22 protein-coding genes and 1 tRNA gene are annotated in these 21,850 nt (G+C 59.9%); 14 read left to right on the top strand and 9 right to left on the bottom strand.

Going from position 1 to position 21,850, the window contains the following annotated elements:
* Window positions 1–38 precede the first annotated feature (38 nt).
* The 5 genes from ACMU_RS03220 to ACMU_RS03240 all read left to right on the top strand — a co-directional run bounded on the left by ACMU_RS03220 (window position 39) and on the right by ACMU_RS03240 (window position 5,712).
* Window positions 39–1,322: an ABC transporter substrate-binding protein gene (locus ACMU_RS03220; RefSeq protein ID WP_035255922.1), complete on the top strand. Its 1,284-nt coding sequence runs from the start codon at window positions 39–41 to the stop codon at window positions 1,320–1,322.
* A 61-nt stretch (window positions 1,323–1,383) separates the two neighbouring features.
* Complete coding sequence (locus ACMU_RS03225) at window positions 1,384–2,205, top strand: ABC transporter ATP-binding protein (protein ID WP_035255923.1); 822 nt, start codon at window positions 1,384–1,386, stop codon at window positions 2,203–2,205.
* 62 nt (window positions 2,206–2,267) lie between these two features.
* Window positions 2,268–3,437, top strand: a complete 1,170-nt coding sequence (locus ACMU_RS03230) for a phenylacetate--CoA ligase family protein (RefSeq protein ID WP_035255924.1) — start codon at window positions 2,268–2,270, stop codon at window positions 3,435–3,437.
* 79 nt (window positions 3,438–3,516) lie between these two features.
* Window positions 3,517–4,146, top strand: coding sequence for a LysE family translocator (locus ACMU_RS03235; protein ID WP_035255925.1), 630 nt, complete (start codon window positions 3,517–3,519; stop codon window positions 4,144–4,146).
* 87 nt (window positions 4,147–4,233) lie between these two features.
* On the top strand, window positions 4,234–5,712 hold the full coding sequence (locus tag ACMU_RS03240; RefSeq protein WP_035255926.1) for a peptidoglycan-binding domain-containing protein: 1,479 nt from the start codon (window positions 4,234–4,236) through the stop codon (window positions 5,710–5,712).
* A gap of 57 nt (window positions 5,713–5,769) precedes the next feature.
* Here ACMU_RS03240 and ykgO read toward each other — a convergent pair whose 3' ends face one another.
* Window positions 5,770–5,895: a type B 50S ribosomal protein L36 gene (ykgO, locus tag ACMU_RS03245; RefSeq protein WP_035255927.1), complete on the bottom strand. Its 126-nt coding sequence runs from the start codon at window positions 5,893–5,895 to the stop codon at window positions 5,770–5,772.
* A gap of 69 nt (window positions 5,896–5,964) precedes the next feature.
* Window positions 5,965–6,039: transfer RNA gene (locus ACMU_RS03250), tRNA-Val, on the bottom strand.
* 142 nt (window positions 6,040–6,181) lie between these two features.
* On the opposite strand from ACMU_RS03250, the gene ACMU_RS03255 reads away from it, so the two are divergent.
* Entirely contained in the window at window positions 6,182–7,042 is an 861-nt protein-coding gene (locus tag ACMU_RS03255; protein WP_035255928.1) for an N-formylglutamate amidohydrolase, read from the top strand.
* A gap of 3 nt (window positions 7,043–7,045) precedes the next feature.
* Here the strand turns inward: ACMU_RS03255 and ACMU_RS03260 are convergent, their stop codons facing one another.
* Window positions 7,046–8,299, bottom strand: coding sequence for a DNA polymerase IV (locus ACMU_RS03260; protein ID WP_035256152.1), 1,254 nt, complete (start codon window positions 8,297–8,299; stop codon window positions 7,046–7,048).
* 109 nt (window positions 8,300–8,408) lie between these two features.
* On the opposite strand from ACMU_RS03260, the gene ACMU_RS03265 reads away from it, so the two are divergent.
* Both ACMU_RS03265 and ACMU_RS03270 read left to right on the top strand, forming a co-directional pair.
* Window positions 8,409–9,290 carry an SPFH domain-containing protein gene (locus tag ACMU_RS03265; protein ID WP_035255929.1) on the top strand — a complete coding sequence of 294 codons (882 nt, stop codon included), beginning with the start codon at window positions 8,409–8,411 and terminating at the stop codon, window positions 9,288–9,290.
* Window positions 9,290–9,556 carry an NfeD family protein gene (locus tag ACMU_RS03270; protein WP_152544488.1) on the top strand — a complete coding sequence of 89 codons (267 nt, stop codon included), beginning with the start codon at window positions 9,290–9,292 and terminating at the stop codon, window positions 9,554–9,556. Before ACMU_RS03265 ends, ACMU_RS03270 begins: the two co-directional genes overlap by 1 nt.
* 26 nt (window positions 9,557–9,582) lie before the next feature.
* Here the strand turns inward: ACMU_RS03270 and ACMU_RS03275 are convergent, their stop codons facing one another.
* From ACMU_RS03275 to ACMU_RS03285, 4 genes are all read right to left on the bottom strand, one after another.
* Window positions 9,583–9,999: a VOC family protein gene (locus ACMU_RS03275; protein ID WP_035255931.1), complete on the bottom strand. Its 417-nt coding sequence runs from the start codon at window positions 9,997–9,999 to the stop codon at window positions 9,583–9,585.
* Between the two features lie 6 nt (window positions 10,000–10,005).
* Window positions 10,006–10,722, bottom strand: coding sequence for an orotidine-5'-phosphate decarboxylase (gene pyrF / locus ACMU_RS03280; RefSeq protein ID WP_035255932.1), 717 nt, complete (start codon window positions 10,720–10,722; stop codon window positions 10,006–10,008).
* A 58-nt stretch (window positions 10,723–10,780) separates the two neighbouring features.
* Window positions 10,781–10,957, bottom strand: coding sequence for a hypothetical protein (locus tag ACMU_RS19410; protein WP_161635615.1), 177 nt, complete (start codon window positions 10,955–10,957; stop codon window positions 10,781–10,783).
* A 63-nt stretch (window positions 10,958–11,020) separates the two neighbouring features.
* Window positions 11,021–11,227, bottom strand: a complete 207-nt coding sequence (locus ACMU_RS03285; RefSeq protein WP_035255933.1) for a hypothetical protein — start codon at window positions 11,225–11,227, stop codon at window positions 11,021–11,023.
* Window positions 11,228–11,441: 214 nt separating this feature from the next.
* Here ACMU_RS03285 and clpB point away from each other — a divergent pair, with 214 nt between their 5' ends.
* Together clpB and ACMU_RS03295 are read left to right on the top strand one after the other, a co-directional pair.
* Window positions 11,442–14,057 carry an ATP-dependent chaperone ClpB gene (gene clpB, locus ACMU_RS03290; protein ID WP_035255934.1) on the top strand — a complete coding sequence of 872 codons (2,616 nt, stop codon included), beginning with the start codon at window positions 11,442–11,444 and terminating at the stop codon, window positions 14,055–14,057.
* A 102-nt stretch (window positions 14,058–14,159) separates the two neighbouring features.
* A complete protein-coding gene (locus ACMU_RS03295) occupies window positions 14,160–15,122 on the top strand; it encodes an endonuclease/exonuclease/phosphatase family protein (RefSeq protein ID WP_035255935.1) in 963 nt (320 codons plus the stop codon).
* Window positions 15,123–15,199: 77 nt separating this feature from the next.
* Here ACMU_RS03295 and ACMU_RS03300 read toward each other — a convergent pair whose 3' ends face one another.
* The gene (locus ACMU_RS03300; RefSeq protein WP_081805365.1) at window positions 15,200–16,621 is read right to left on the bottom strand and encodes a fasciclin domain-containing protein; all 1,422 of its coding nucleotides are present in this window, start codon (window positions 16,619–16,621) and stop codon (window positions 15,200–15,202) included.
* Between the two features lie 81 nt (window positions 16,622–16,702).
* A complete protein-coding gene (locus ACMU_RS03305; protein ID WP_035255937.1) occupies window positions 16,703–17,185 on the bottom strand; it encodes a fasciclin domain-containing protein in 483 nt (160 codons plus the stop codon).
* Window positions 17,186–17,448: 263 nt separating this feature from the next.
* Between ACMU_RS03305 and ACMU_RS03310 the strand changes: the two genes are divergently transcribed.
* The 4 genes from ACMU_RS03310 to ACMU_RS03325 all read left to right on the top strand — a co-directional run bounded on the left by ACMU_RS03310 (window position 17,449) and on the right by ACMU_RS03325 (window position 21,670).
* On the top strand, window positions 17,449–18,948 hold the full coding sequence (locus tag ACMU_RS03310; protein ID WP_035255939.1) for an FMN-binding glutamate synthase family protein: 1,500 nt from the start codon (window positions 17,449–17,451) through the stop codon (window positions 18,946–18,948).
* A gap of 65 nt (window positions 18,949–19,013) precedes the next feature.
* Window positions 19,014–19,949: a protein-methionine-sulfoxide reductase catalytic subunit MsrP gene (msrP, locus tag ACMU_RS03315; RefSeq protein ID WP_035255940.1), complete on the top strand. Its 936-nt coding sequence runs from the start codon at window positions 19,014–19,016 to the stop codon at window positions 19,947–19,949.
* Between the two features lie 22 nt (window positions 19,950–19,971).
* A complete protein-coding gene (msrQ, locus tag ACMU_RS03320; protein WP_035255941.1) occupies window positions 19,972–20,601 on the top strand; it encodes a protein-methionine-sulfoxide reductase heme-binding subunit MsrQ in 630 nt (209 codons plus the stop codon).
* 88 nt (window positions 20,602–20,689) lie between these two features.
* Window positions 20,690–21,670 carry an aldo/keto reductase gene (locus ACMU_RS03325; protein WP_035255943.1) on the top strand — a complete coding sequence of 327 codons (981 nt, stop codon included), beginning with the start codon at window positions 20,690–20,692 and terminating at the stop codon, window positions 21,668–21,670.
* Window positions 21,671–21,850 lie beyond the last annotated feature (180 nt).

The raw sequence follows: 21,850 nt of genomic DNA on the forward strand, positions 1-21,850 counted from the left end.
CCCGGCACATCGGAAAAAACCAAGGGAGGAGAACACCGATGAAGATGAAGATTGCAACTCTGGCTGTGGGCGCCGTAATGGCCGCCGCGCCGGCAATGGCCGATCTGGTCTTTCCGTCGCTCAGCTATCGCACCGGGCCCTACGCGGCGGGTGGCATTCCGTTTGCGGACGGCTATGCCGACTATTTCACGCTGCTGAACGAACGCGACGGCGGCATTGGCGGCGTTCCGACCCGTCTGGTGGAATGCGAGACCGGCTATAACACCGAAAAAGGTGTGGAATGCTACGAAGCCACCAAAGGCGAAGGCAGCCTAGTGTATCAGCCGCTGTCCACCGGCATCACCTATCAGTTGATCCCCAAAACCGCCGCTGACGGCATTCCGCTGCACACGATGGGTTACGGGCGCACCTCGGCCGCAAACGGCAAGGTGTTTGGTAACGTGTTCAACTATCCGGCCAACTACTGGGACGGGGCGTCGATCGCGGTCAACCACTTGCTGGATCTGAACGGTGGTGATATCGGCGGCAAAAAGATCTCTCTGGTCTATCACAACTCGGCCTATGGCAAAGAGCCGATCCGCACCCTTGAAGAGCTGAGCAAGAAGCACGGATTTGACTTTAAAGCCATCCCCGTGGACCACCCTGGTCAGGAACAGAAGTCGCAATGGCTGCAAATCCGCCGCGAGCGTCCTGACTATGTCCTGATGTGGGGCTGGGGCGTGATGAATCAGGTTGCCATCCAGGAAGCCGCAAACATTCGTTTCCCGATGGAAAACTTCATCGGCATCTGGTGGTCGGGTTCGGAAAACGATGTTCTGCCGGCCGGCGATGGCGCGAATGGCTATAAGTCACTAGCACTGCACGGCACCGGGTCGAACTATCCGATCTATACCGATATCCAGAAATTCGTTGTGGATGCTGGCAAGGCTGCAGGCGCGGGCGACCAAATCGGTACCGTGTTGTATTCGCGCGGCATGTACGCGGCGATGCTGGCGGCTGAGGCCGTGAAGAAGGCGCAGGCCATTCACGGCACCGGCGACATCACACCCGCGCAAATGCGCGACGGGATGGAAGCGCTGGAAATCTCGGCTGAAACGTTGGAAGCAAACGGCATGCCGGGCTTTGGTCCTGAATTCTCGGTGTCGTGCGAGAACCACGGCGGTCCGGGTCTGGGCATGGTCCAGCAGTGGGATGCATCCGCACAAAGCTGGAGCCTGATTACCGATTTCATCGGCAGCGACAAGGACGTTATTGGCCCGCTGATCGCAGAAGACTCCGCAGCCTTCGCGGCAGAGAACAACATCTCTGAGCGTTGCAACTGATCTGACACTCTCCCCGGCCCAACCGCGGGCCGGGGACCAACCGACACGGAATGTAAGACCCATGCTGGACGCGACCGAGACCCAAGAGACCCTGTTGGAGGTCAACAATATCGAGGTGATCTATAACCACGTGATCCTTGTACTGAAAGGTGTGTCACTTAGCGTGCCCAAGGGCGGGATCACCGCGTTGCTGGGCGGAAACGGTGCGGGCAAGACGACAACGCTGAAGGCGATCTCGAACCTGTTAAGGTCGGAACGCGGCGAGGTTACCAAGGGATCGATCTCGTATCGCGGTGACGCCATCGCCGAGCTGAACCCGGCCGATCTGGTCAAACGTGGCGTGATCCAGGTGATGGAAGGGCGCCATTGTTTCGAACACCTGACCGTTGAAGAGAACCTTCTGACCGGTGCATATACACGCACCGATGGCCGTAAGGCCGCCGATGACCTTGAAATGGTCTATAACTATTTCCCGCGCCTGAAAGAACGCCGCAAAAGCCAGGCGGGCTATACCTCGGGCGGCGAGCAGCAGATGTGCGCCATTGGTCGCGCCCTGATGAGCCGGCCCGAGATGATCCTGTTGGACGAGCCGTCGATGGGTCTGGCGCCGCAGCTGGTGGAACAGATCTTCGAGATCGTGAAAGCCATCAACGAACAGGAAGGCGTGACCATCCTGCTGGCCGAACAGAACACCAACGTGGCCCTGCGCTATGCCCATTACGGGTACATCCTGGAAAGCGGGCGCATCGTGATGGACGGCCCCGCAGATGAACTGCGTGAGAACCCGGATGTAAAAGAATTCTACCTCGGCGTCTCTGAAGAGGGCCGCAAAAGCTTCCGCGACGTGCGATCCTATCGCCGCCGCAAACGCTGGCTGTCCTAGGTTTCTGCCCGGACCGTCAGAGCGACAAGGCCCTTACCGGCCAGAAAATTTGGAGTTGGGCGATGAGCCATTTCGACGCGTTGGAAACACGTAGCCACGATCAGCGCGAAGCAGAACAGCTGCGCGGATTGAACCAGATCCTGTCCGACCACGGGCAAAGCACGCTGGCCACGATGGCAGATCTCGCGACCCTGCCCGTGCTGCGCAAATCCGACCTGGTTGCGCGTCAGTCAGCGACACCGCCGTTTGGCGGGCTTCCGGTCGGCGACGTTGCACATGTGTTTCAATCACCCGGTCCGATTTACGAGCCCGGTGGGGTCAGCCACGATTGGTGGCGCATGGGCCGGTTCCTGCATGCCTGTGGTATCGGCGCCGGGGACATCGTGCAGAACTGCTTTGGCTATCACCTGACCCCGGCAGGCATGATTTTCGAGAATGGCGCCCGTGCCGTTGGTGCCCGCGTTCTGCCCGCCGGCACTGGTCAGACCGAGCTACAGGCCCGCGCGGCCCATGACATCGGCATCACCGCCTATGCCGGTACGCCCGATTACCTGAAGATCATTCTTGAAAAGGCCGACGAACTGGGCCTGAGCACAAAGATCTCCCGTGCGGCCGTCGGGGGCGGGGCGCTGTTCCCGTCTTTGCGGGACTGGTACGCGGATCGCGGCATTTCTTGCTTGCAATGCTATGCCACCGCGGATCTTGGAAATATCGCATATGAAAGCCCGGCGCAGGAGGGGATGATCCTGGACGAAGGTGTGATTGTCGAGATTGTCACGCCCGGCACAGGCACCCCCGTTGCCGAAGGCGAAGTTGGCGAGGTTGTGGTGACCGCACTGAACCCAGACTATCCGCTGATCCGGTTTGCCACGGGCGACCTGTCCGCGATTATGCCGGGTGTCAGCCCTTGCGGACGCACCAACCAGCGCATTCGCGGCTGGATGGGTCGGGCCGACCAGACAACCAAGATCAAAGGCATGTTCGTGCGCCCCGAACAGGTGGCCGATTTCGTGGCCCGCCACGCAGATGTTTCACGTGCCCGCGTTGTCGCGACGCGAGAGGATGAAATGGACGTGATGACAGTGCAGGTGGAGACCCAGGGTGCCGATGCGGCGATTTTTGCCTCAACCGTGGCGGATGTGCTGAAACTGAAGGGCCGGATCGAACTGGTGCCGCCCGGCTCGCTGCCTAACGACGGCAAGGTCATCGACGATCAGCGCAGCTATGACTGATCACGCGGACTAGCGAAAAAAACTTGCGTCGTTTCGGGGCCTGTGGATTGCTGGGCATTCCTTTTGCTGGAATGGTCAAATGCTCATAGAATCTTCTGTCCTCGTTACCTATTGCCTTGTCGTATTGGGGTTCGTTTTCATCCCAGGCCCGGCAACCTTGCTAACCTTGGCTCGTGCCACGACGTCAGGCACGAAAGTGGGGATCGCCACCGGGGCGGGGATCACCGCAGGGGATTTCCTGCACACGCTGATGGCGGTCATCGGGATTTCGGCCATTATCGCGGCATCTGCGACGCTGTTTGCCATCGTGAAATCCATTGGGGCCGGATACCTCGTTTACCTGGGCATACGCGCCATACTAGACCGCAGCCCCGCCGATCTGGGCCAAGGGCGCGGCAGGATCACGGCTCGGCTCGCCTTTCGGCAAGCCATCCTTGCAGAGGTTCTGAACCCCAAGACGGCCCTGTTCTTCCTTGCATTTCTGCCGCAGTTCGTCGCGCCAGAGAACGGCAGTGTCGTGGGTCAGCTTCTGGTTCTGGGGCTGGTCTTCGCAATGATCGGCTTTTTCAGCACGATCGTTTACTCCGTCGCCGCCGGGGGGTTGGGCAATATCCTGCGTCGCAATCCGACAGTCCTGCGGTGGCAAGGCAAGGTTGTGGGGTGCATCTATTGTGGCCTTGGCATTCGCCTGGCCCTGCAGGAACGCTGAACCTGGGGAGCGTCGCGGCGCATTTCCCCAATACAGATGCCTGCGAATCTGGTTTCCTGTTCCCACAGCAAGAGTTGGGGGGAGACAATGAAATTGAGATTTGCCGCAGCGTTGATTTCAGCGGTGGTTTGGGCCGGTTCGGTTGCCGCCGACAACCTCGCGCTGGTCATTTCCAATTCGCCAAAGCGGGCCGAGTGGTTCAGTCGCGGGGCGGATGGCTACCTGACCACGCTTAACCGGCTAAGCCGGGCAGGGTTCTCTGTTACCACGGTGGAGTTGGCCAGCCAGGCAGAAATCGCCGAGGCGTTGACCGTGTTTGCCAAGGCCATCACCCCTGAGGATCGGGTGTTGGTCCTGTTGGACGGCACCATGGCCAATGTGTCCGGGCAGAACTGGCTGCTCAGCGGCGGAGCAGGGGCGGCGGATGCGTTCACGCTGGGCGCGCGGGCGATCCCCGTGGCCCCTGTGGCCGAACTGTTGTCGATTGCCCCGGGCCGGTCGGTATTGGCACTTTCGGCGCAGCCGGTGGAAGGTCGCCTTGGCAATGGCGTGCGACCAGGATTGTCAGACTATGCGCCGCCACAAGGCGTGACATTGTTCCATGGTGCGCCGACCGACGTGTTTCGGCTGGTGGGGGGCGATCTGCTGGATCCACGCCGGTCCGTAGGTGCGGCTGCGGCACGCGCAAGCGATGTTGTTGCTTCGGGCTTTCTGCCGCGAGGCCAGAGCTTTATGCAGGACACCACACCGACCGCACCCAAGATGACGTCGGCACTGTTCTATGAAGCCGCACAAGCCATTGGCACGCCCGAAGCCTTTACTGCGTATCTGGACCGTTACCCCAACGGTGCCGAGGCCGAGGCGGCGCGTGCAGCGCGCAGCGCGCTGGAGCGTTCGAAAGCCGAGGATGCCGAAGCGACCGAGGCCGCGCTGAACCTGTCGCGCGATGCCCGCCGCGCCATCCAGACGGATCTGCGGGCGTTGGGCCACTATAATAGTGCGATCGATGGCCTTTATGGTCGCGGCACCCGCGCGGCTATTGCCGGGTGGCAGGAAAGCGCAGGGTTCCCGCCAACGGGCTATGTCACCGCAGCCCAGATCGCGGTGTTGCAGACACAAGCTGCCCCAATCCTTCAGGCAGAAGCTGAAGAGCGGGCAAAGCAGCAAAAGGCTGACCGCGATTATTGGGCGCAAACGGGGGCAAAGGGAACTCCTGCCGGGTTTGCAACCTATTTGGAACGTTATCCGAATGGTGAATTTGCGGACATCGCCCGCTCACAGCTGGAAGAAGCTCAGAGTGAGAGGATTGCACCGGCGACCAACGACCGCTGGACCCAGCAAATCGAGCGCGCGAAAGCGGCCGAAGCGAACGTGGCAAAGTCAGGCGTGGCGCGGTTGTTGATCGAACAGCGTTTGGCCAGCTTGGGATACGAGATCGGTTTTGTTGATGGGCGTTTTGACAATGCTGCACGCAGCGCCATCCAAGCTTATCAGCAAGACAAGGGAATTCCCGCAACCGGCTATGTCGACAACGCCACCGCAGCGTCGTTGCTGGTCAGCAGATAAGAAAAGGCCCGCCGGGTGCGATCACGCGGCGGGCTTTTTTGCTGTAAGACGGTTGGTTCAGCCCTGGCGGGCTTTGAACCGGCGCTGTGTTTTGTTGATCACGTAAACACGGCCCTTACGACGCACGATGCGGCAGTCGCGATGGCGCTGCTTCAGCGAGCGGAGCGAGTTCTTGACCTTCATGGTCTTCTCCTTATTCGCGGCGCGCCGGGCGCCAGTTTCACTTAACCGCCTGTTAAGGCAGTGATTAGATGGTGGGCGGTACTGGGATCGAACCAGTGGCCACTACGATGTCAACGTAGTGCTCTACCGCTGAGCTAACCGCCCGAAGTACCGGGCCCCGCTTGTCCAAACAAAAAGACGCGGCGGGACCGCGTCGGTTCGCAGGTCTATAAAAGGAGTCGGAAAATGGTTCAAGAGCTTTTGGCAAGATAAAAAATAGGTTTATAACTGAGGCAGAGGAGCAGCAATGGACACATCCCCCTATCGTCTTGCCATGCCCGGCGTCCGAAACACCAGCGTGGTGTTTTCGTCGCCGCATAGTGGCCGTGACTATCCGTGGGAGTTCCTGAACAACTCGGTCCTGGATGAACGCACCATCCGGTCGTCCGAGGATGCGTTTGTCGACCTGCTGTTTTCCGACGCCCCCGCCATGGGGGCGCCATTGCTTTTGGCCAAGGTGCCGCGCGCCTATGTGGACCTGAACCGGTCTATCGAAGAGCTTGACCCCGCCCTTATCCGCGACGTGCCCAAGGTTGCGCATAATCCGCGCGTCAGTTCCGGGCTGGGCGTCATCCCCCGGGTGGTGGCCAATGGCAAGGCAATTCAATTGGGCAAGATGTCGATCAAGGATGCCCGCGCCCGTCTCGACACGTGCTGGGTACCGTATCACGCGCGGCTGCAGACCCTTTTGAACGAGGCGCGCAGCTCCTTCGGCGAGGCGATCCTGATCGACTGCCATTCCATGCCGCACGAGGCGCTGGAATCGGTCTCGCGGCCCGGTTTGCCGCGCGCCGATGTGGTGATCGGCGACCGGTTTGGCGCCTCGGCCCGCAGCGATATTGTAGAAGCCATCGAAACCGCGTTCCGCGCCGCCGGTCTGCGCGTGGTGCGCAACGCGCCCTTTGCCGGCGCTTATATCACGCAGCATTACGGCCGCCCGTCGCGCAACCAGCACGCCGTTCAGATCGAGATCGACCGCTCGCTTTACATGAACGAGCGCATGGTGCGGCCCAACGGCAATTTTCAAACCGTGCGGCGGCTGATTGCCTCGGTCATTTCCGAGGTGATCGAGATTGGCCGCAAGGATCAGCCGATGGCGGCCGAATAAGCCTCAGCGCAGCGACCGGCCTTTCAGGATTGCATCGCTTCCAAATTTCTTGCGGATCGCATCTGTGGCGCGTTCCGCCTTGGCGCGTTGTCCCGCACCAGGGTCCAGCAGGTCGCCAGTGATATCGGCGGCCTCGTCGGGCACAACCTCGCTGAGACCGACGCCAATCAGGCGGAACGGCCCCTGGCCCGCCACCTGATCGTAAAGCCCGCGCGCGGTGCGATAGATGCGGTCGGCGATCTGGGTGGGGTCGCTAAGCGACACCCGGCGCGAGATCAGCGAATGATCGGCGCGCTTCAGTTTCAGTACCACAACGCGGCCCGCCTTGCCCTTGGCCTTGGCACGGTCCGCCACTTGTTCGCTCAGCCGCCAGATATGGCCGTCCAGCAATTCGGTGCTGGCTGTGTCCTCAAAGAACGTTGTCTCTTTCGAGATGCTTTTGACCGGCGCGTTGGGTGAAACTCGCCGACGATCCTGTCCGCGTGCCAAGTGCCACAGACGATAGCCGAAGGTGCCAAACCGCGCCTCAAGATCGCGCCGGTCCCAGCGCTTCAGGTCAGCGAAGGTGCGGATGCCCGCCTTGTCCAGCGACGCCTGCGCCGCCGCGCCCACGCCCCAGATCAGGCGCACGGGCTGGTCGTGCAAAAACGCCTCGGTCTCGGCCTTGCCGATCACCGAAAAGCCACGCGGCTTGTCCAGGTCGGACGCAACCTTGGCCAGAAACTTGTTGTGGCTTAACCCGACCGACCCGGTCACGCCCAGCTCGTCTTTCATGCGCTTGACCAGCCGAGCCAGCATCACCGCGGGCGGCGCGCCGTGCAGTTTCTCGGTTCCGGTCAGGTCCATGAACGCCTCGTCCAGCGACAGCGGCTCTACCACCGGGGTCAGCGCGTCCATCATCGCGCGGATCTGTTTCGAAACCTCGGCATAAACCGACATGCGCGGGCGGATCACCACCGCATCGGGGCACAGTTTCAACGCCTGAAACATCGGCATGGCCGAGCGGACCCCGCGGATGCGCGCCACGTAACACGCGGTCGAGACCACGCCGCGCTTGCCGCCGCCGATGATCACCGGCTTGTCGGCCAGTTCGGGATTGTCGCGTTTTTCGACGCTGGCATAGAACGCGTCGCAATCCATATGCGCGATGGTCAGGTCAAACAGCTCTGGGTGCCGCAGCACGCGCGGGCTGCCGCAGGACGGGCAGCGCTGTGCGTCGTCAAAGGTTGTCAGGCAGTCGCGACAAAGGGCGGGCATGATGGGATCCTGCGGTTGCCCTTTCAATATACCCCTGATCGGTGGTGCAAAAGAAGTTTTCCGCCTGCACAGAAACTGCGTATGCTTGCGGCAGTATTGGAGGTAACCAATGGATATTGAATCCCTTATTGGCGGCAACCTTGTTGTTCTTTTGCTGGCCGCGTTTGTTGTTCTTTGTATTCTTTTGGGCGTTCGGATTGTGCCACAATCCGAAAAGTATGTCGTGGAACGCTTTGGCCGGTTGCGGTCTGTGCTTGGGCCGGGGATCAACCTGATCGTGCCGTTTCTGGACCGCGTTGCGCACAAGATCTCGGTTCTGGAGCGCCAGCTTCCAAATGCCGAACAGGATGCCATCACCAGCGACAACGTTTTGGTCAAGGTTGAAACCAGCGTGTTTTATCGCATCACCGAGCCCGAGAAGACGGTGTACCGAATTCGGGACGTGGATGCCGCGATTGCAACCACGGTGGCCGGGATCGTCCGCGCCGAGATCGGCAAGATGGAGCTGGACGAGGTGCAGTCGAACCGTGCGCAGCTGATCTCGACCATCAAGGTCTCGGTAGAAAGCGCCGTCGACGATTGGGGGATCGAGGTGACGCGCGCCGAAATCCTGGATGTGAACCTTGATCAGGCCACGCGCGATGCAATGCTGCAGCAATTGAACGCCGAACGCGCGCGCCGCGCGCAGGTGACCGAAGCAGAAGGGTCAAAGCGGGCGGTCGAGCTGGCCGCCGATGCCGAGCTTTACGAGGCCGAGCAAAAAGCCAAAGCCCGCCGCATCACTGCCGATGCAGAGGCTTACGCGACCGGGGTTGTGGCCAAGGCCATCGCCGAAAACGGAATAGAAGCCGCCCAATATCAAGTGGCCCTGAAACAGGTTGAGGCGCTGACAACCGTTGGCCAGGGCGAGGGCAAGCAAGTTGTCATCGTGCCCGCCAACGCGATCGAGGCCTTTGGTGACGCCTTCAAGATGCTGAAAGGACGCGGCTGATGTGGAACGAATGGTGGATCTGGGCCGCAGCCGGGATTGCGCTGGCCATTCTGGAGGTCTTTGCGCCCGGCTTCATCTTCTTGGGCTTCGCCGTCGGTGCGGGCGTGACCAGCGTGCTTCTGGCCATCGGTCTGGCGCCGTCGCTGCCTTACCTGTTGCTGATCTTCGCACTGGTCTCGTTGGCCGCATGGATCGTGATGCGCCGCCTTTTCGGTCTCAAAGGGGGCAGCGTGAAAACCTTCGATAAAGACATCAACGAGGGTTAAGCGTATATCCGGGACGGTACAGTCTTCTAACCGTCACGTCCCGGTTCATTGGGATTGCTGGAAAACAAGGCGATCTTGTTGCCCTGCGGATCGCGCAGGTAGCTAACAAAGAAATTCGGGCTATAGGCGTCACGGAAGCCGGGGTTGCCTTCGTTGGTGCCTCCGGCCGCCAAAGCGGCGGCGTGTAACGTGCGCACCTGTTGCTGGGTGTCCGCCTCAAACGCCACCATCGCCCCGTTTCCGGTCGAGGCGCACTGCCCGTCGAAGGGCGGTTTGACGTAAAACTCGGGATGAACAGGTGCTTGGCCGCGCGGGACGGGCAAGGCAAAGCTCAGCCCCTCGGGGCCTTCTTTCAGGCCATAACCCAAGGCGGGCAGGAACGCGGTATAGAACCGTTTCGCAAGGGCGATGTCGTTGGCGCCCACGGTGATATAGGCAATCATCGTTCCCTACCTGTTGGGGTGTGCGGCTTGCGGCGAGGCCAGCTCAGCCTGGATGGCCAGCGCGGTTTTGCGCGGATCGGCAGATTGCCAGACAGGGCGGCCAACAACCACGTGGTCGGCCCCGGCGGCAATGGCGTTGGCCGGGGTGGCCACGCGTTTTTGATCGCCCAGCTCGGCCCCGGCGGGGCGCACGCCGGGCGTGACGATCAGCTTGCCGTCTGCCTGTGGCAAGGCCCGCACCCGGGCGGCCTCGCGCGGCGAGCAGATTACACCGTCAGCACCGGCCTCTAACGCGCGGGCGGCGCGTTCGGCCACCAGCTCGCTGATATCGCCGTCGCGGATCAGGGCACTGTCCAGGTCGGCCCGGTCCAGCGAGGTCAGGATGGTAACCGCCAAGATCTTCATGTCCTTGGCCCCGGCGCCTTCCTTGGCGGCGCGCACCACGTACGGGTCGCCATGCACGGTCAGGAAATCCAGATCGAACTGTGCCAACCCGCGCACCGCCTTTTCCACCGTCGCACTTATGTCGAACAGCTTCATATCCAGAAAGATACGCTTGCCGTGTTCGTCTTTCAGTTCCTGCGCAAGGGCCAGCCCACCGCCCGTCAGCATGCCCAGACCAATCTTGTAGAATGACGCCGCGTCGCCGATTTCGCTGGCCAGTTTCAGGCCGGAAAGCGCATCTGGCACGTCCAGTGCCACGATCAGTTGGTCATTGGTCATCGGGTTGGCTCCGTCGCTGGGGTTGAGTTGTCCTAACCCGCACGCAAGAAGGCCGCAATCACTCTTTGCCCTGCGGCGCTTTGGCCGGGGTGCTGGTGGCCTCTTTCCATTCGTTCACCTTGGCGTCATGAGCAGCAAGCAAAGCCTTCAGCTTTGCGTTTTGCATGGGTTGCTCTACCAGACCCGGAACATCGGTCACTTTGCGATCGTCACTCATAAGCACGCGGATAAACATCCCCCAAACGACCGTCACGTGGGAAATTGTCGCAAATTGCGTCTTATCTGACGTTTTTGCGCGTTACGCCTGCGAAGTGGCCGCTTCGATCAAATATTGACGCATTGCGCCCGGTTTTCTGGCCAGCGCGACAGGCGCAAATGACAAAACGTCCATGTCATACGGCATGGGGCGCAACGTGTCCCGCACCTTGAGTCTTATGATCGCTTCGACCATGTCGAATTCGGGGGCCCGGCGCGCATGCCTGACGCGCGCATTGATGATCTCCATATCTGCTCCTCCTCTTGGGCCGGCGGGGCATTCGCCCTCGTTTCGGCAACGCAATCGTACCAAATTTCGAGGTTTTTGTCATCTGGTGGCCATTTGAGGGCCTTGGCACGGTTGAATTATTCGTGACCAATGGCCAGATTTCATGGGCAAGACCCGACAATCATGCGCCGCCAAGCGGGCAGTGGATCGGGGGCTTAAAAGAGGAGTATTGCCGATGAACATGGAAAAGTTCACGGAACGGTCGCGCGGTTTCATTCAGGCCGCTCAGACGATTGCGATGCGGGAAAGCCATCAGCGGCTTGCACCCGAACATTTGCTGAAAGCACTGCTTGATGACGATCAGGGGCTGGCTGCCAACCTGATCAAACGCGCCGGCGGCGCGCCGGACCGCGTGGTCGAGGCGGTTGACGTGGCACTGTCGAAAATCCCGCAGGTGGGGGGCGATGCCGGGCAGACCTATCTGGATCAGCAAACCGCCAAGGTTCTGGCCGAGGCCGAGAAGGTTGCCACCAAGGCAGGCGACAGTTTTGTGCCGGTGGAACGCATTCTGACCGCGCTGGCCATGGTGAAATCGAAGGCCCGCGAGGCCTTGGAGGCCGGTGCCGTATCGGCGCAGAAACTGAACGCCGCGATCAACGACATTCGCAAGGGCCGCACGGCCGATACCGCCAGCGCCGAGGAAGGCTATGACGCGCTCAAGAAATACGCGCGCGACCTGACCGAGGCGGCGCGGGACGGCAAGATTGACCCGATCATTGGCCGTGACGAGGAGATTCGCCGCGCCATGCAGGTGCTGTCGCGCCGCACCAAGAACAACCCGGTTCTGATCGGCGAACCCGGCGTGGGTAAAACCGCGATTGCCGAGGGGCTGGCCCTGCGCATCATCGACGGCGACGTGCCCGAAAGCCTGCGCAACAAGCAGCTGATGGCGCTGGATATGGGTGCGCTGATTGCCGGTGCGAAATATCGCGGCGAGTTCGAGGAACGCCTGAAATCCATCCTGAAAGAGATCGAGGCCGCCGCGGGCGAAGTCATCCTGTTCATCGACGAGATGCACACGCTGGTGGGCGCCGGTAAAACCGATGGCGCAATGGATGCGGCCAACTTGATCAAACCGGCGCTGGCGCGCGGCGAGTTGCACTGTGTGGGCGCCACCACGCTGGACGAATACCGCAAGCACGTGGAAAAGGACGCAGCCCTTGCGCGGCGGTTCCAGCCGGTGCTGGTGGATGAGCCGACGGTTGAGGACACGATCAGCATTCTGCGCGGCATCAAGGAGAAATACGAACTGCACCACGGCGTGCGAATCTCCGACAGCGCGCTGGTTGCCGCCTCAACGCTGAGCCATCGCTATATCACCGACCGGTTCCTGCCCGACAAGGCCATCGACCTTGTGGACGAGGCCGCCAGCCGCTTGCGGATGGAGGTAGACAGCAAACCCGAAGAGCTGGACGCGCTGGACCGCCAGATCCTGCAACTGCAGATCGAGGCCGAGGCGCTGAAGAAAGAGGATGACGCGGCCAGCAAGGATCGTCTGACCAAGCTGGAAAAGGAGTTGTCCGAATTGCAGCAGCAATCGGCAGGTCTGACGGCGAAATGGCAGGCCGAGCGGGACAAGCTGGAAAGCGGGCGCGAGCTGAAAGAGCAGCTGGACCGCGCGCGGGCCGAACTGGACGCCGCCAAGCGCGACGGCAACCTGGCCAAGGCGGGCGAGCTGTCTTACGGCGTGATCCCCGAGTTGGAGAAAAAGCTGACCGAGGCAGAGGAAGCCGAAAACGACCTGATGGTCGAAGAGGCGGTGCGGCCCGAACAGATCGCGCAGGTGGTGGAACGCTGGACGGGTATCCCAACCTCGAAGATGCTGGAAGGCGAACGCGAGAAGCTGTTGCGCATGGAAGACGAGATCGGCAAGCGGGTGATCGGCCAGAGCCAGGCCGTGACCGCCGTGGCCAATGCCGTGCGCCGGGCGCGCGCGGGTCTGAACGACGAGAACCGCCCGCTGGGCAGCTTCCTGTTCCTTGGCCCCACCGGTGTCGGCAAGACCGAGCTGACCAAGGCCGTGGCCGAATACCTGTTCGACGATGACAGCGCGATGGTGCGCATCGATATGTCGGAGTTTATGGAAAAGCACGCGGTGGCCCGTCTGATCGGGGCGCCTCCGGGTTATGTCGGCTATGACGAAGGCGGCGTGCTGACCGAGGCGGTGCGGCGCAAGCCTTATCAGGTTGTGCTGTTTGACGAGGTCGAAAAGGCGCACCCGGATGTGTTCAACGTGCTTTTGCAGGTGCTGGATGACGGGGTGCTGACCGATGGTCAGGGCCGCACGGTCGACTTTAAGCAAACGCTGATCATCCTGACGTCGAACCTTGGCAGCCAGGCGCTCAGCCAGTTGCCCGATGGCGCCGACAGCGCGCAGGCGCGGCGCGACGTGATGGATGCGGTGCGGGCGCATTTCCGGCCCGAGTTCCTGAACCGCCTGGACGAAACCATCATCTTCGACCGGCTGGGCCGGGCCGATATGGATGGGATTGTGGCTATCCAGTTGGCGCGCCTGCAGAAACGTCTGGCCGGGCGCAACATCACACTGGATCTGGACGATGCGGCGCTGAAATGGCTAGCCGATGAAGGCTATGATCCGGTCTTTGGCGCGCGTCCGCTGAAGCGGGTGATCCAGCGCGCCTTGCAGGACCAATTGGCCGAGGCGCTGTTGGGCGGCGATATCCTTGATGGAGCACATGTTCAGGTCAGCGCCGGGGCGGATGGTCTGCTGGTTGGGGACCGCGTCGGCAAGTCGCTGCGCGAGCCGCCAAACGACGCCGTAGTCCACTAGCCACCTAAAGCCCCGCGTTTGCGGGGCTTTTCCTTTTTGGGGATTGCATGCGATTCGCGGTATAGTTGCGCATTCATTTCAAGCAATTTCCCGAGTTTTACCATGCCCCCATTTCCTGCACCCAATTTCAATTTCTCATACACACCCGCCACCGAGATCACCGCACTGCGCCAATGGCGCGACACAAAACCGGGACGCGCGATACCCGCCAAAACCGCTGGTCGGCTGCTGCTGGGCAGTTGGAACATCGCTAATCTTGGGGACGCCGAACAAAAGCGCGACGATGCCGATATCGAGTTGATGGCCGAGATTGTCAGCTGGTTCGACCTTGTGGCGGTGCAAGAGGTCAAAGAGGACCTGACCGATTTCAACCGCATCCTTGACGAGCTGCCAGCGGGCTATGACGCCATATTCTCGGACCAGGCCGGTAACGACGAACGTATGGCCTATATCTTTGATGGCAACACGGTCGACCTGTTGCGGCTTGCCGGCGAGGTGGCCGTGCCTCCGGCCTCGCATCGCTATGTCAAACTGCCAGGGATCGAGCAGAAGTTTCGTGGTTTTGATCGCAACCCCTATGCCGTGGCCTTTGACAAGGACGGGTTCGTAGTGACGGTGGTCAACGCGCATCTTTATTTCGGGTCCGGCAGCAAGCAGTCGGTAAACCGCCGCGCGTTAGAGACTTACGGGTTGGGGCGTTGGGCGGACCTTCGGCGCAAGCGCGGACGGGCCTATTCGGACAACGTGGTTGTGATCGGTGATCTGAACATGCCCAAGGCCGAGATCGGGGACGAGATTTTTGATGCGTTGACCAAACGCGGCCTTCACATCCCACCCCATCAATCGCGCCTTGGTACCACGATCACCGAGGGCAAGCATTACGATCAGTTGGCCTTTTTCCCCGGCGGCGCCGGACAGGCCTATCAGGCCGACGGGGTGTTTGACTTTGACGGCGCATTGTTCAGCAACTTGTGGAACAGTCACACGCCCAAGGAATTCGAGGCTTTCATGCGATACCATATCTCGGACCACCGGCCGATCTGGGTGCAATTCCGCACCAGTTGATCAGGCAAAAAGAACCTGCAGACAGCGGCGCCGCGTATCAATGCGAAAAAGCCCCGCAATTGCGGGGCTTTGAGAGTTTAGACAAAGAACTCGGCGAAGATGAAGTCTTCGGTCATCGGCGCGTCCATCGCAGAGTGAATAACGAAAATCGCGTCTTCGTCGCCATATTCGATTTGAGTGAAGAACATCCCGCTGGTCACCTCGATGTCGTGCATCGACGTCGCTCCGGTGTTCGACAGGTCAATCTGATCCTGCCCGCTTTGGAACCCATACACGGTGTCGATGCCATCGCCGGTGTTGAAGATGAACAGGTCAGCACCCGCACCGCCAAACAGAACGTCATTTTGGGTGCCGCCGATGATTGTGTCGTCACCCGCCCCTGCAAAGATGAAGTCGCGTCCACCATTGCCGTCGATCAGGTCGGCGTCGGCACCAGTCGCGATAAAGCTGAACCCATCGCCGTCAATCACAAGATCAACGTCGTTTGAGCCATCCGACTGCAATACATCGACAGGCAGCAAGACACCGTCCAGAACGTGGACGACACCATTAGATGCCTGAATGTCGGTGCCTATGATATTGGGATCCGGCACATCAGGGTCGTTGTCGACCAGCGTGGCGCCGTCGACGCCAATTGTCGCTCCCAAAAGCGTGTCGATTTGTGTGCTGCCAAGCACTTGGCTGGCTTGCAGCGACTCGGGTGCAACATGGTATTGAAGGATGGCAGTTAGAACCGGAATCGGGTCGCCACCGCCAATCAGTGTCAACGCGTCAACCAAATAGCCGAATGCGCCTTCTTCGTCGGTGCCGGAATAGCCCAGGGCGCTGGCGAGATCGACGAATGCCTGATCCGTGGGTGCGAACGCGGTCAAGTCCAAATGAGCGTCGTCCAGTGTCTTGGCCAAACCGGCGGCCTGAACCGCGGCTAGAAGCATGTCGAAGTCTGCACCATTGGCGTCAAACCCACTGCCACTTGCCGCCACGATACCGGCGATGGTCGGAGCGTCATTGCCGGGCAGGTCGACGGGCAAAAGAACGCGGTCGATGACATGCACAATGCCATTATCCGCAGGGATATCCAGAGAGACCAGCGATGGGTCGATCAGGTCCGGTTCGGCGTCAACAAGTGTCGGCAGATCCGCGGTTATCGTGCCACCACCAAGCGTATGAACGCTGCCGGCATGCGCGATGTCAGAACTTGTCTGTGAACCGGATGAGAGGTGATACAAAAGTACCGCTTCCAATGTCGTAACCGGCACGTTGGAAAGAAGGAAATTGATCACGGCATTTTCGTTTGAAGGATCACCGGCAAAGCCTAGATCCACGGCCAAAGCACCAAAAGCTGCGTTTGTTGGCGCAAATACCGTCAGGTCCGAGTGAGGATCCGCCAAGGCCGATCCCAAATCCGAGCTTGGTATCAGGGCATCAACGATGACGACCACCGTTCTTAAAGTTGAAAATTGCGGTGATCCGCTCACCAGTTCTGACAAGTTTGCCATGTCAAACCTCCCTATAGTTTTAATTTTTGAGGAAAGAGAAGTGCGCGGCCCGGCTCGTATGGCGGGCCGCGCGGCCCAGGGTTAGGGCAGGATCACTTGGTCGATCACGTGGATCACGCCGTTCGAGGCGATGATGTCGGCGGAAACGACGTTCGCACCGTCCACTTTCACGCCGTTGCGTGCATCGATATGTACGTTCGAACCTTGCACTGTTGCCACGCTCAGACGCTGACCGGCCAATTGATCGCTGGTCACAGCGCCAGGCACAACGTGATAGGTCAGAACTGCCACCAGCTGATCTTTGTTCTCGGGCAGCAGCAGGCTTTCGACGGTGCCAGCGGGAAGAGCGGCAAAAGCGTCGTTGGTCGGTGCAAAGACGGTGAACGGGCCGTCCGATTTCAGGGTGTCAACCAGGCCTGCGGCCGATACGGCAGCGACCAGCGTGCTGAAGTCTTCGTTCGATGCGGCGATATCGACGATATCCGGATCACCCATCTCGCAGCCTGCCACGACAGTTGCAACGGCCATCGCGGCCACGGTTTTCAATGCGAAGCGACGGTTCATATTTATGTCCCCTATTGGTCCAAGAATGCGCGGTAACATTCCGCACAGCGTTCGTTTGAATGCGTCGGCGTTACGGGCGTAGGGGCCAAATTGGATGAAAAAGAAATCAGGTTTTTGGGGCTTGATCGACGAGAAATTCGCGCTAAGCCCGAGGGGAAACCCGCGTCCAGTCACGAAAACGTGAGTGATCTGCTCTATTCGGGGGACGCATTGGTATGCATCTGCGCTATGCAAAACACCAGAAGGAAAGTTGAGGCAAGGACATGAGTTGGATTGAGCGCGTGTTGGAGTTTCTGGCACTGGGTTTTGTGCTGGCGCTGGGTGTGGTTGTCCTGTCGATTATGGTCATGCTTTGGATCGACCTGCGGCAAACGGGCGACGCAATCCGCCGCAACTATCCGGTTATCGGGCGGTTTCGGCACCTGTTTTCGAAACTGGGCGAGTTCTTTCGGCAATATTTCTTTGCGATGGACCGCGAAGAAATGCCGTTCAACCGTGCACAGCGCGATTGGGTCGGTCGTGCGGCATCGGGCAAGGACAATACGATCGCCTTTGGTTCGACCCGCAGCCTGACGGAACCCGGAACGCCGATTTTTGTACCCGCGGCCTTTCCGCCACTGGACAATCAGTTTGCTTCAACGGATCCGATGCTGATCGGCCCCACCGCACGTGAACCTTTCGTAGCGCCTTCGATCTTCAATATCTCGGGGATGAGCTATGGCGCGATCTCGAAACCGGCCGTGGAGGCGTTGAGCCGTGGCGCCGCCGAGGCGGGCATATGGCTGAACACCGGTGAAGGTGGGTTGTCGCCCTATCATCTGAGTGCCGAATGCGATCTGGTCTATCAAATCGGAACGGCAAAGTACGGTGTGCGCAATGATGACGGAAACCTGTGCGACGAAAAGCTGCGCGAGGTTGCTGCGCACCCACAGGTGAAGATGTTCGAGGTGAAGCTTGCCCAAGGTGCCAAGCCAGGCAAGGGGGGCATTCTGCCGGGCGAAAAGGTCGATGCCGAGGTGGCCGCCATCCGCGGAATCCCCGAGGGCAAGACCAGCTATTCCCCCAACCGCCATGCCGAGGTCGACAGCTGGGGTGACCTTCTGGACATGATGAACCACATCCGCGAAGTGACGGGCAAACCGGTAGGGTTCAAAACCGTGGCTGGTGCGGTAGAGCCGTTTGAAGAGCTTTTTGAACTGATCCGTCATCGCGGCCATGACAGTGCGCCGGACTTCATCACTATCGACGGGGGCGAGGGCGGCACGGGTGCCGCACCCATGCCCCTGATGGATCTGGTTGGGATGCCAATCCGCGAGGCGATGCTGATGGTGTCAGACCTGCGCGATGCCTGTGGACTGCATGATCGCATCCGCCTGATCGCCTCGGGCAAGTTGGTGAATCCGGGCGATGTGGCATGGGCGATTGCGGCAGGGGCGGATTTCGTGACCTCGGCGCGCGGGTTCATGTTCTCGTTGGGCTGTATCCAGGCGCTGAAATGTAACCGCAATACTTGCCCCACGGGAATTACCACGCATGACCCGAGCCTTCAGAAGGGGCTGGTTGTTGACCGCAAATATCGTCGCGTGGCACGCTATGCGCAGTCGGTGATCCACGAGGTAGAGACCATCGCGCATTCCGTTGGCGTAGCCGAGCCGCGCCAGATGCGGCGGCGTCACGTTCGGATCGTGCAGCCCAATGGATCTTCGCGCCCAATGAATGTGCTGTTTCCGCGTCGAGACCCGGAAAACGCCAATGTGAAGTGACGTGTTTTGTGACTGGTGGCCATTACGCCCTAGATCATGTCTACGTGATGACGAGAGGAGCAGCCATGACGCAGCGCTGGAAGAACGATTTGAACTGGTCTGACGTGACACCGAAGCAGGTGTTCCTGAACCGGCGTCAGATCATGGCCGGATTTGCGGCCTCGGGGCTGGCCCTGTCGGCGGGCATGGCGCAGGCCGGACTGGGTGCCAAGCCCAGCATCCTGTCGACGGATGAAGAGCCCAACGCACTGGAAGACATCACGGCCTATAACAACTTTTATGAGTTTGGCACCGGCAAGGCCGACCCTGCAGAAAACGCCCATTCGCTGACCACGGATCCCTGGGCGGTGCAGATTGACGGTTTGGTGGACAAGCCCGGCAGCTATGACCTGGATGATTTGTTGTCCGGCGTGACGTTGGAAGAGCGTATCTATCGGTTTCGTTGTGTCGAGGCGTGGTCAATGGTTGTGCCCTGGGTTGGGTTTGAATTGAAGACGATCCTGGACCGTGTCGGTGTTCAGCCCTCGGCCAAGTATGTGGCATTCGAAACGCTGGTGCGCCCCGAGGAAATGCCCGGACAACGCCGGTTCCCGCCAATTTTGGATTGGCCGTATCGCGAAGGGCTGCGTCTGGACGAGGCGATGCATCCGCTGACGATTATGGCCACTGGCATTTACGACGAACCACTGCCCAACCAGAACGGGGCGCCGTTGCGGTTGGTGGTTCCGTGGAAATACGGGTTCAAATCGATCAAGTCGATTGTTCGCATCACCCTGACCGAGGACGAGCCACCCACCACGTGGAACATGCAGAACGCCCGCGAATACGGGTTCTATTCCAATGTGAACCCCAAGGTGGATCACCCACGTTGGAGCCAGGCCAGCGAACGCAAGATCGGTGGCGGCCTGTTTGCCAAGCGCCAGCCGACGCTGATGTTCAACGGATATGAGGATCAGGTGGCTGATCTTTATGCCGGTATGGATCTGGCCAAATTCTATTGATCCGCGCAGCTGGAGGGTCTTCTTGAAGGACGCCATCAACAGCTTTGCCCGCAAAATCCCTGCCTGGCTGGTATATGTGGCCGGGGCGGGGTTAAGTCTTTGGTACCTGTACCTTGCCGCAACGGGAGAGATGGGACCCGAGCCGATCAAGCCGCTGGAACATGCGCTGGGTGAACTGGCCTTGCAGCTCTTGATCCTTGGGCTTGTCATTTCCCCGCTGCGCCGGTTTGCGGGGATCAACCTCGTAAAGTTTCGCAGGGCGCTGGGGCTGACGGCGTTCTTTGTCGTTTTTGCCCATCTGCTGGTGTGGCTGGTGCTGGACCTGCAAAGCTGGCAACTGATCTGGAAAGACATCGTCAAACGCCCGTACATCACCATTGGCATGGTCGCGTTCGTGATCTGCATTCCACTGGCGGTCACGTCCAACAACTATTTCACCCGCCGCATGGGGCCGGCTTGGAACCAACTGCATAAACTGACCTACGCGGTTATCTTTCTTGGGGGGCTGCACAACGTGATGGTGGCCAAGGGCCTGCCGCTTGAGCCGCTGATCTATATGGCTGTGATCCTGGGTTTGCTGGCGCTGCGTCTGATTCCCAGGTCGCGCCCGGTGGTTGCGCCCGGTCGTGTCTCCACCAGTATCAATAATTAAATTTTATTATTGATAATAACCCCCGACTCGGCTACCAACGCTCTGCCCCGATCATTGCGCGGGGTTATTCCATTATTGAGGGCGGATCATGAAATTACGTCGTTTGGGCAAATCCGATTTGCAAGTTTCCGAAATCGGGCTGGGCTGCTGGCAGTTGGGCGGTGATTTTGGCCCGGTAGATGCAGACACCTGTGCCAGCATTCTGGACGCCACGGAAAGTGCCGGTATCAACTTTCTCGACACCGCAGACGTCTATGGTGGTGGCAACAGCGAGCGCCACGTGGGCGCCTTTGCAGCCCGGGCCAAGACCAAGCCGGTCATCGCCACAAAGGTTGGCCGGTCAGGCGAAACCTATCCAGACAATTACGAAGAAGACAACATTCGCCAGCATCTGGTCGCCAGCTGCACGCGCCTGGGGGTCGACAGCCTGGACCTGATTCAGCTGCACTGCGTGCCGCCCGAGGTTCTGCAAGACGGCACGATCTTTGCCACCATGGAAAAGATGAAGGCCGAAGGCCTGTGTCGCAACTGGGGCGCCAGCGTTGAAACCATCGACGAGGCGCTGTTGTGTATTCAGCAGCCCGGCCTGACCTCTCTGCAGATCATCTTTAACCTCTACCGGCAGAACGCGGTCTGGGATCTGTTCGACAAGGCCAAGGCGGCTGATGTGGGGATCATCGTGCGCCTGCCTCTGGCCAGCGGTGTGCTCAGCGGCAAGTTCAAGCCGGATCAAAGCTTCGATGCATCCGACCACCGCAACTATAACGCCAATGGCGAGATGTTCTCGGTTGGCGAGACCTTCTCGGGCATTGCCCTGCCACAGGCGGTTGCGTCTTTGGACCATATCCGTCCGCATGTTCCCGAAGGGGTCAGTATGGCCGATTTCGCGCTGCGATGGATCCTCGACCATGACGCTGTGTCGTCGATCATCGCGGGCTGTTCGCGTCCCGATCAGGTTACGCGAAACGCGGCCGTATCAGACATCGCCCCGCTGACGGCTGCCACGCATGAGGCGTTGGCGACCGCTTATCGCGACCATATCGAGTCGCTTGTGCGCTGCCCAATCTGAGAATCTCAAGCATATCCACAGATCTGGTGGGCAAATCTGTGGATAACCTCGGCGGGGCTGGTCATTGCCCCGCCGTTTTTGTTCATTTGAGCAGTTGTTGGCGGCAACGAGCCCTGTAAATCATTGAATTTATTGAGTTAATAAGAAAATTTAAAAAAATGACATGTTTTTCGACTTTTT

The sequence above is a fragment of the Actibacterium mucosum KCTC 23349 genome (assembly GCF_000647975.1).
Classification (GTDB): domain Bacteria; phylum Pseudomonadota; class Alphaproteobacteria; order Rhodobacterales; family Rhodobacteraceae; genus Actibacterium; species Actibacterium mucosum.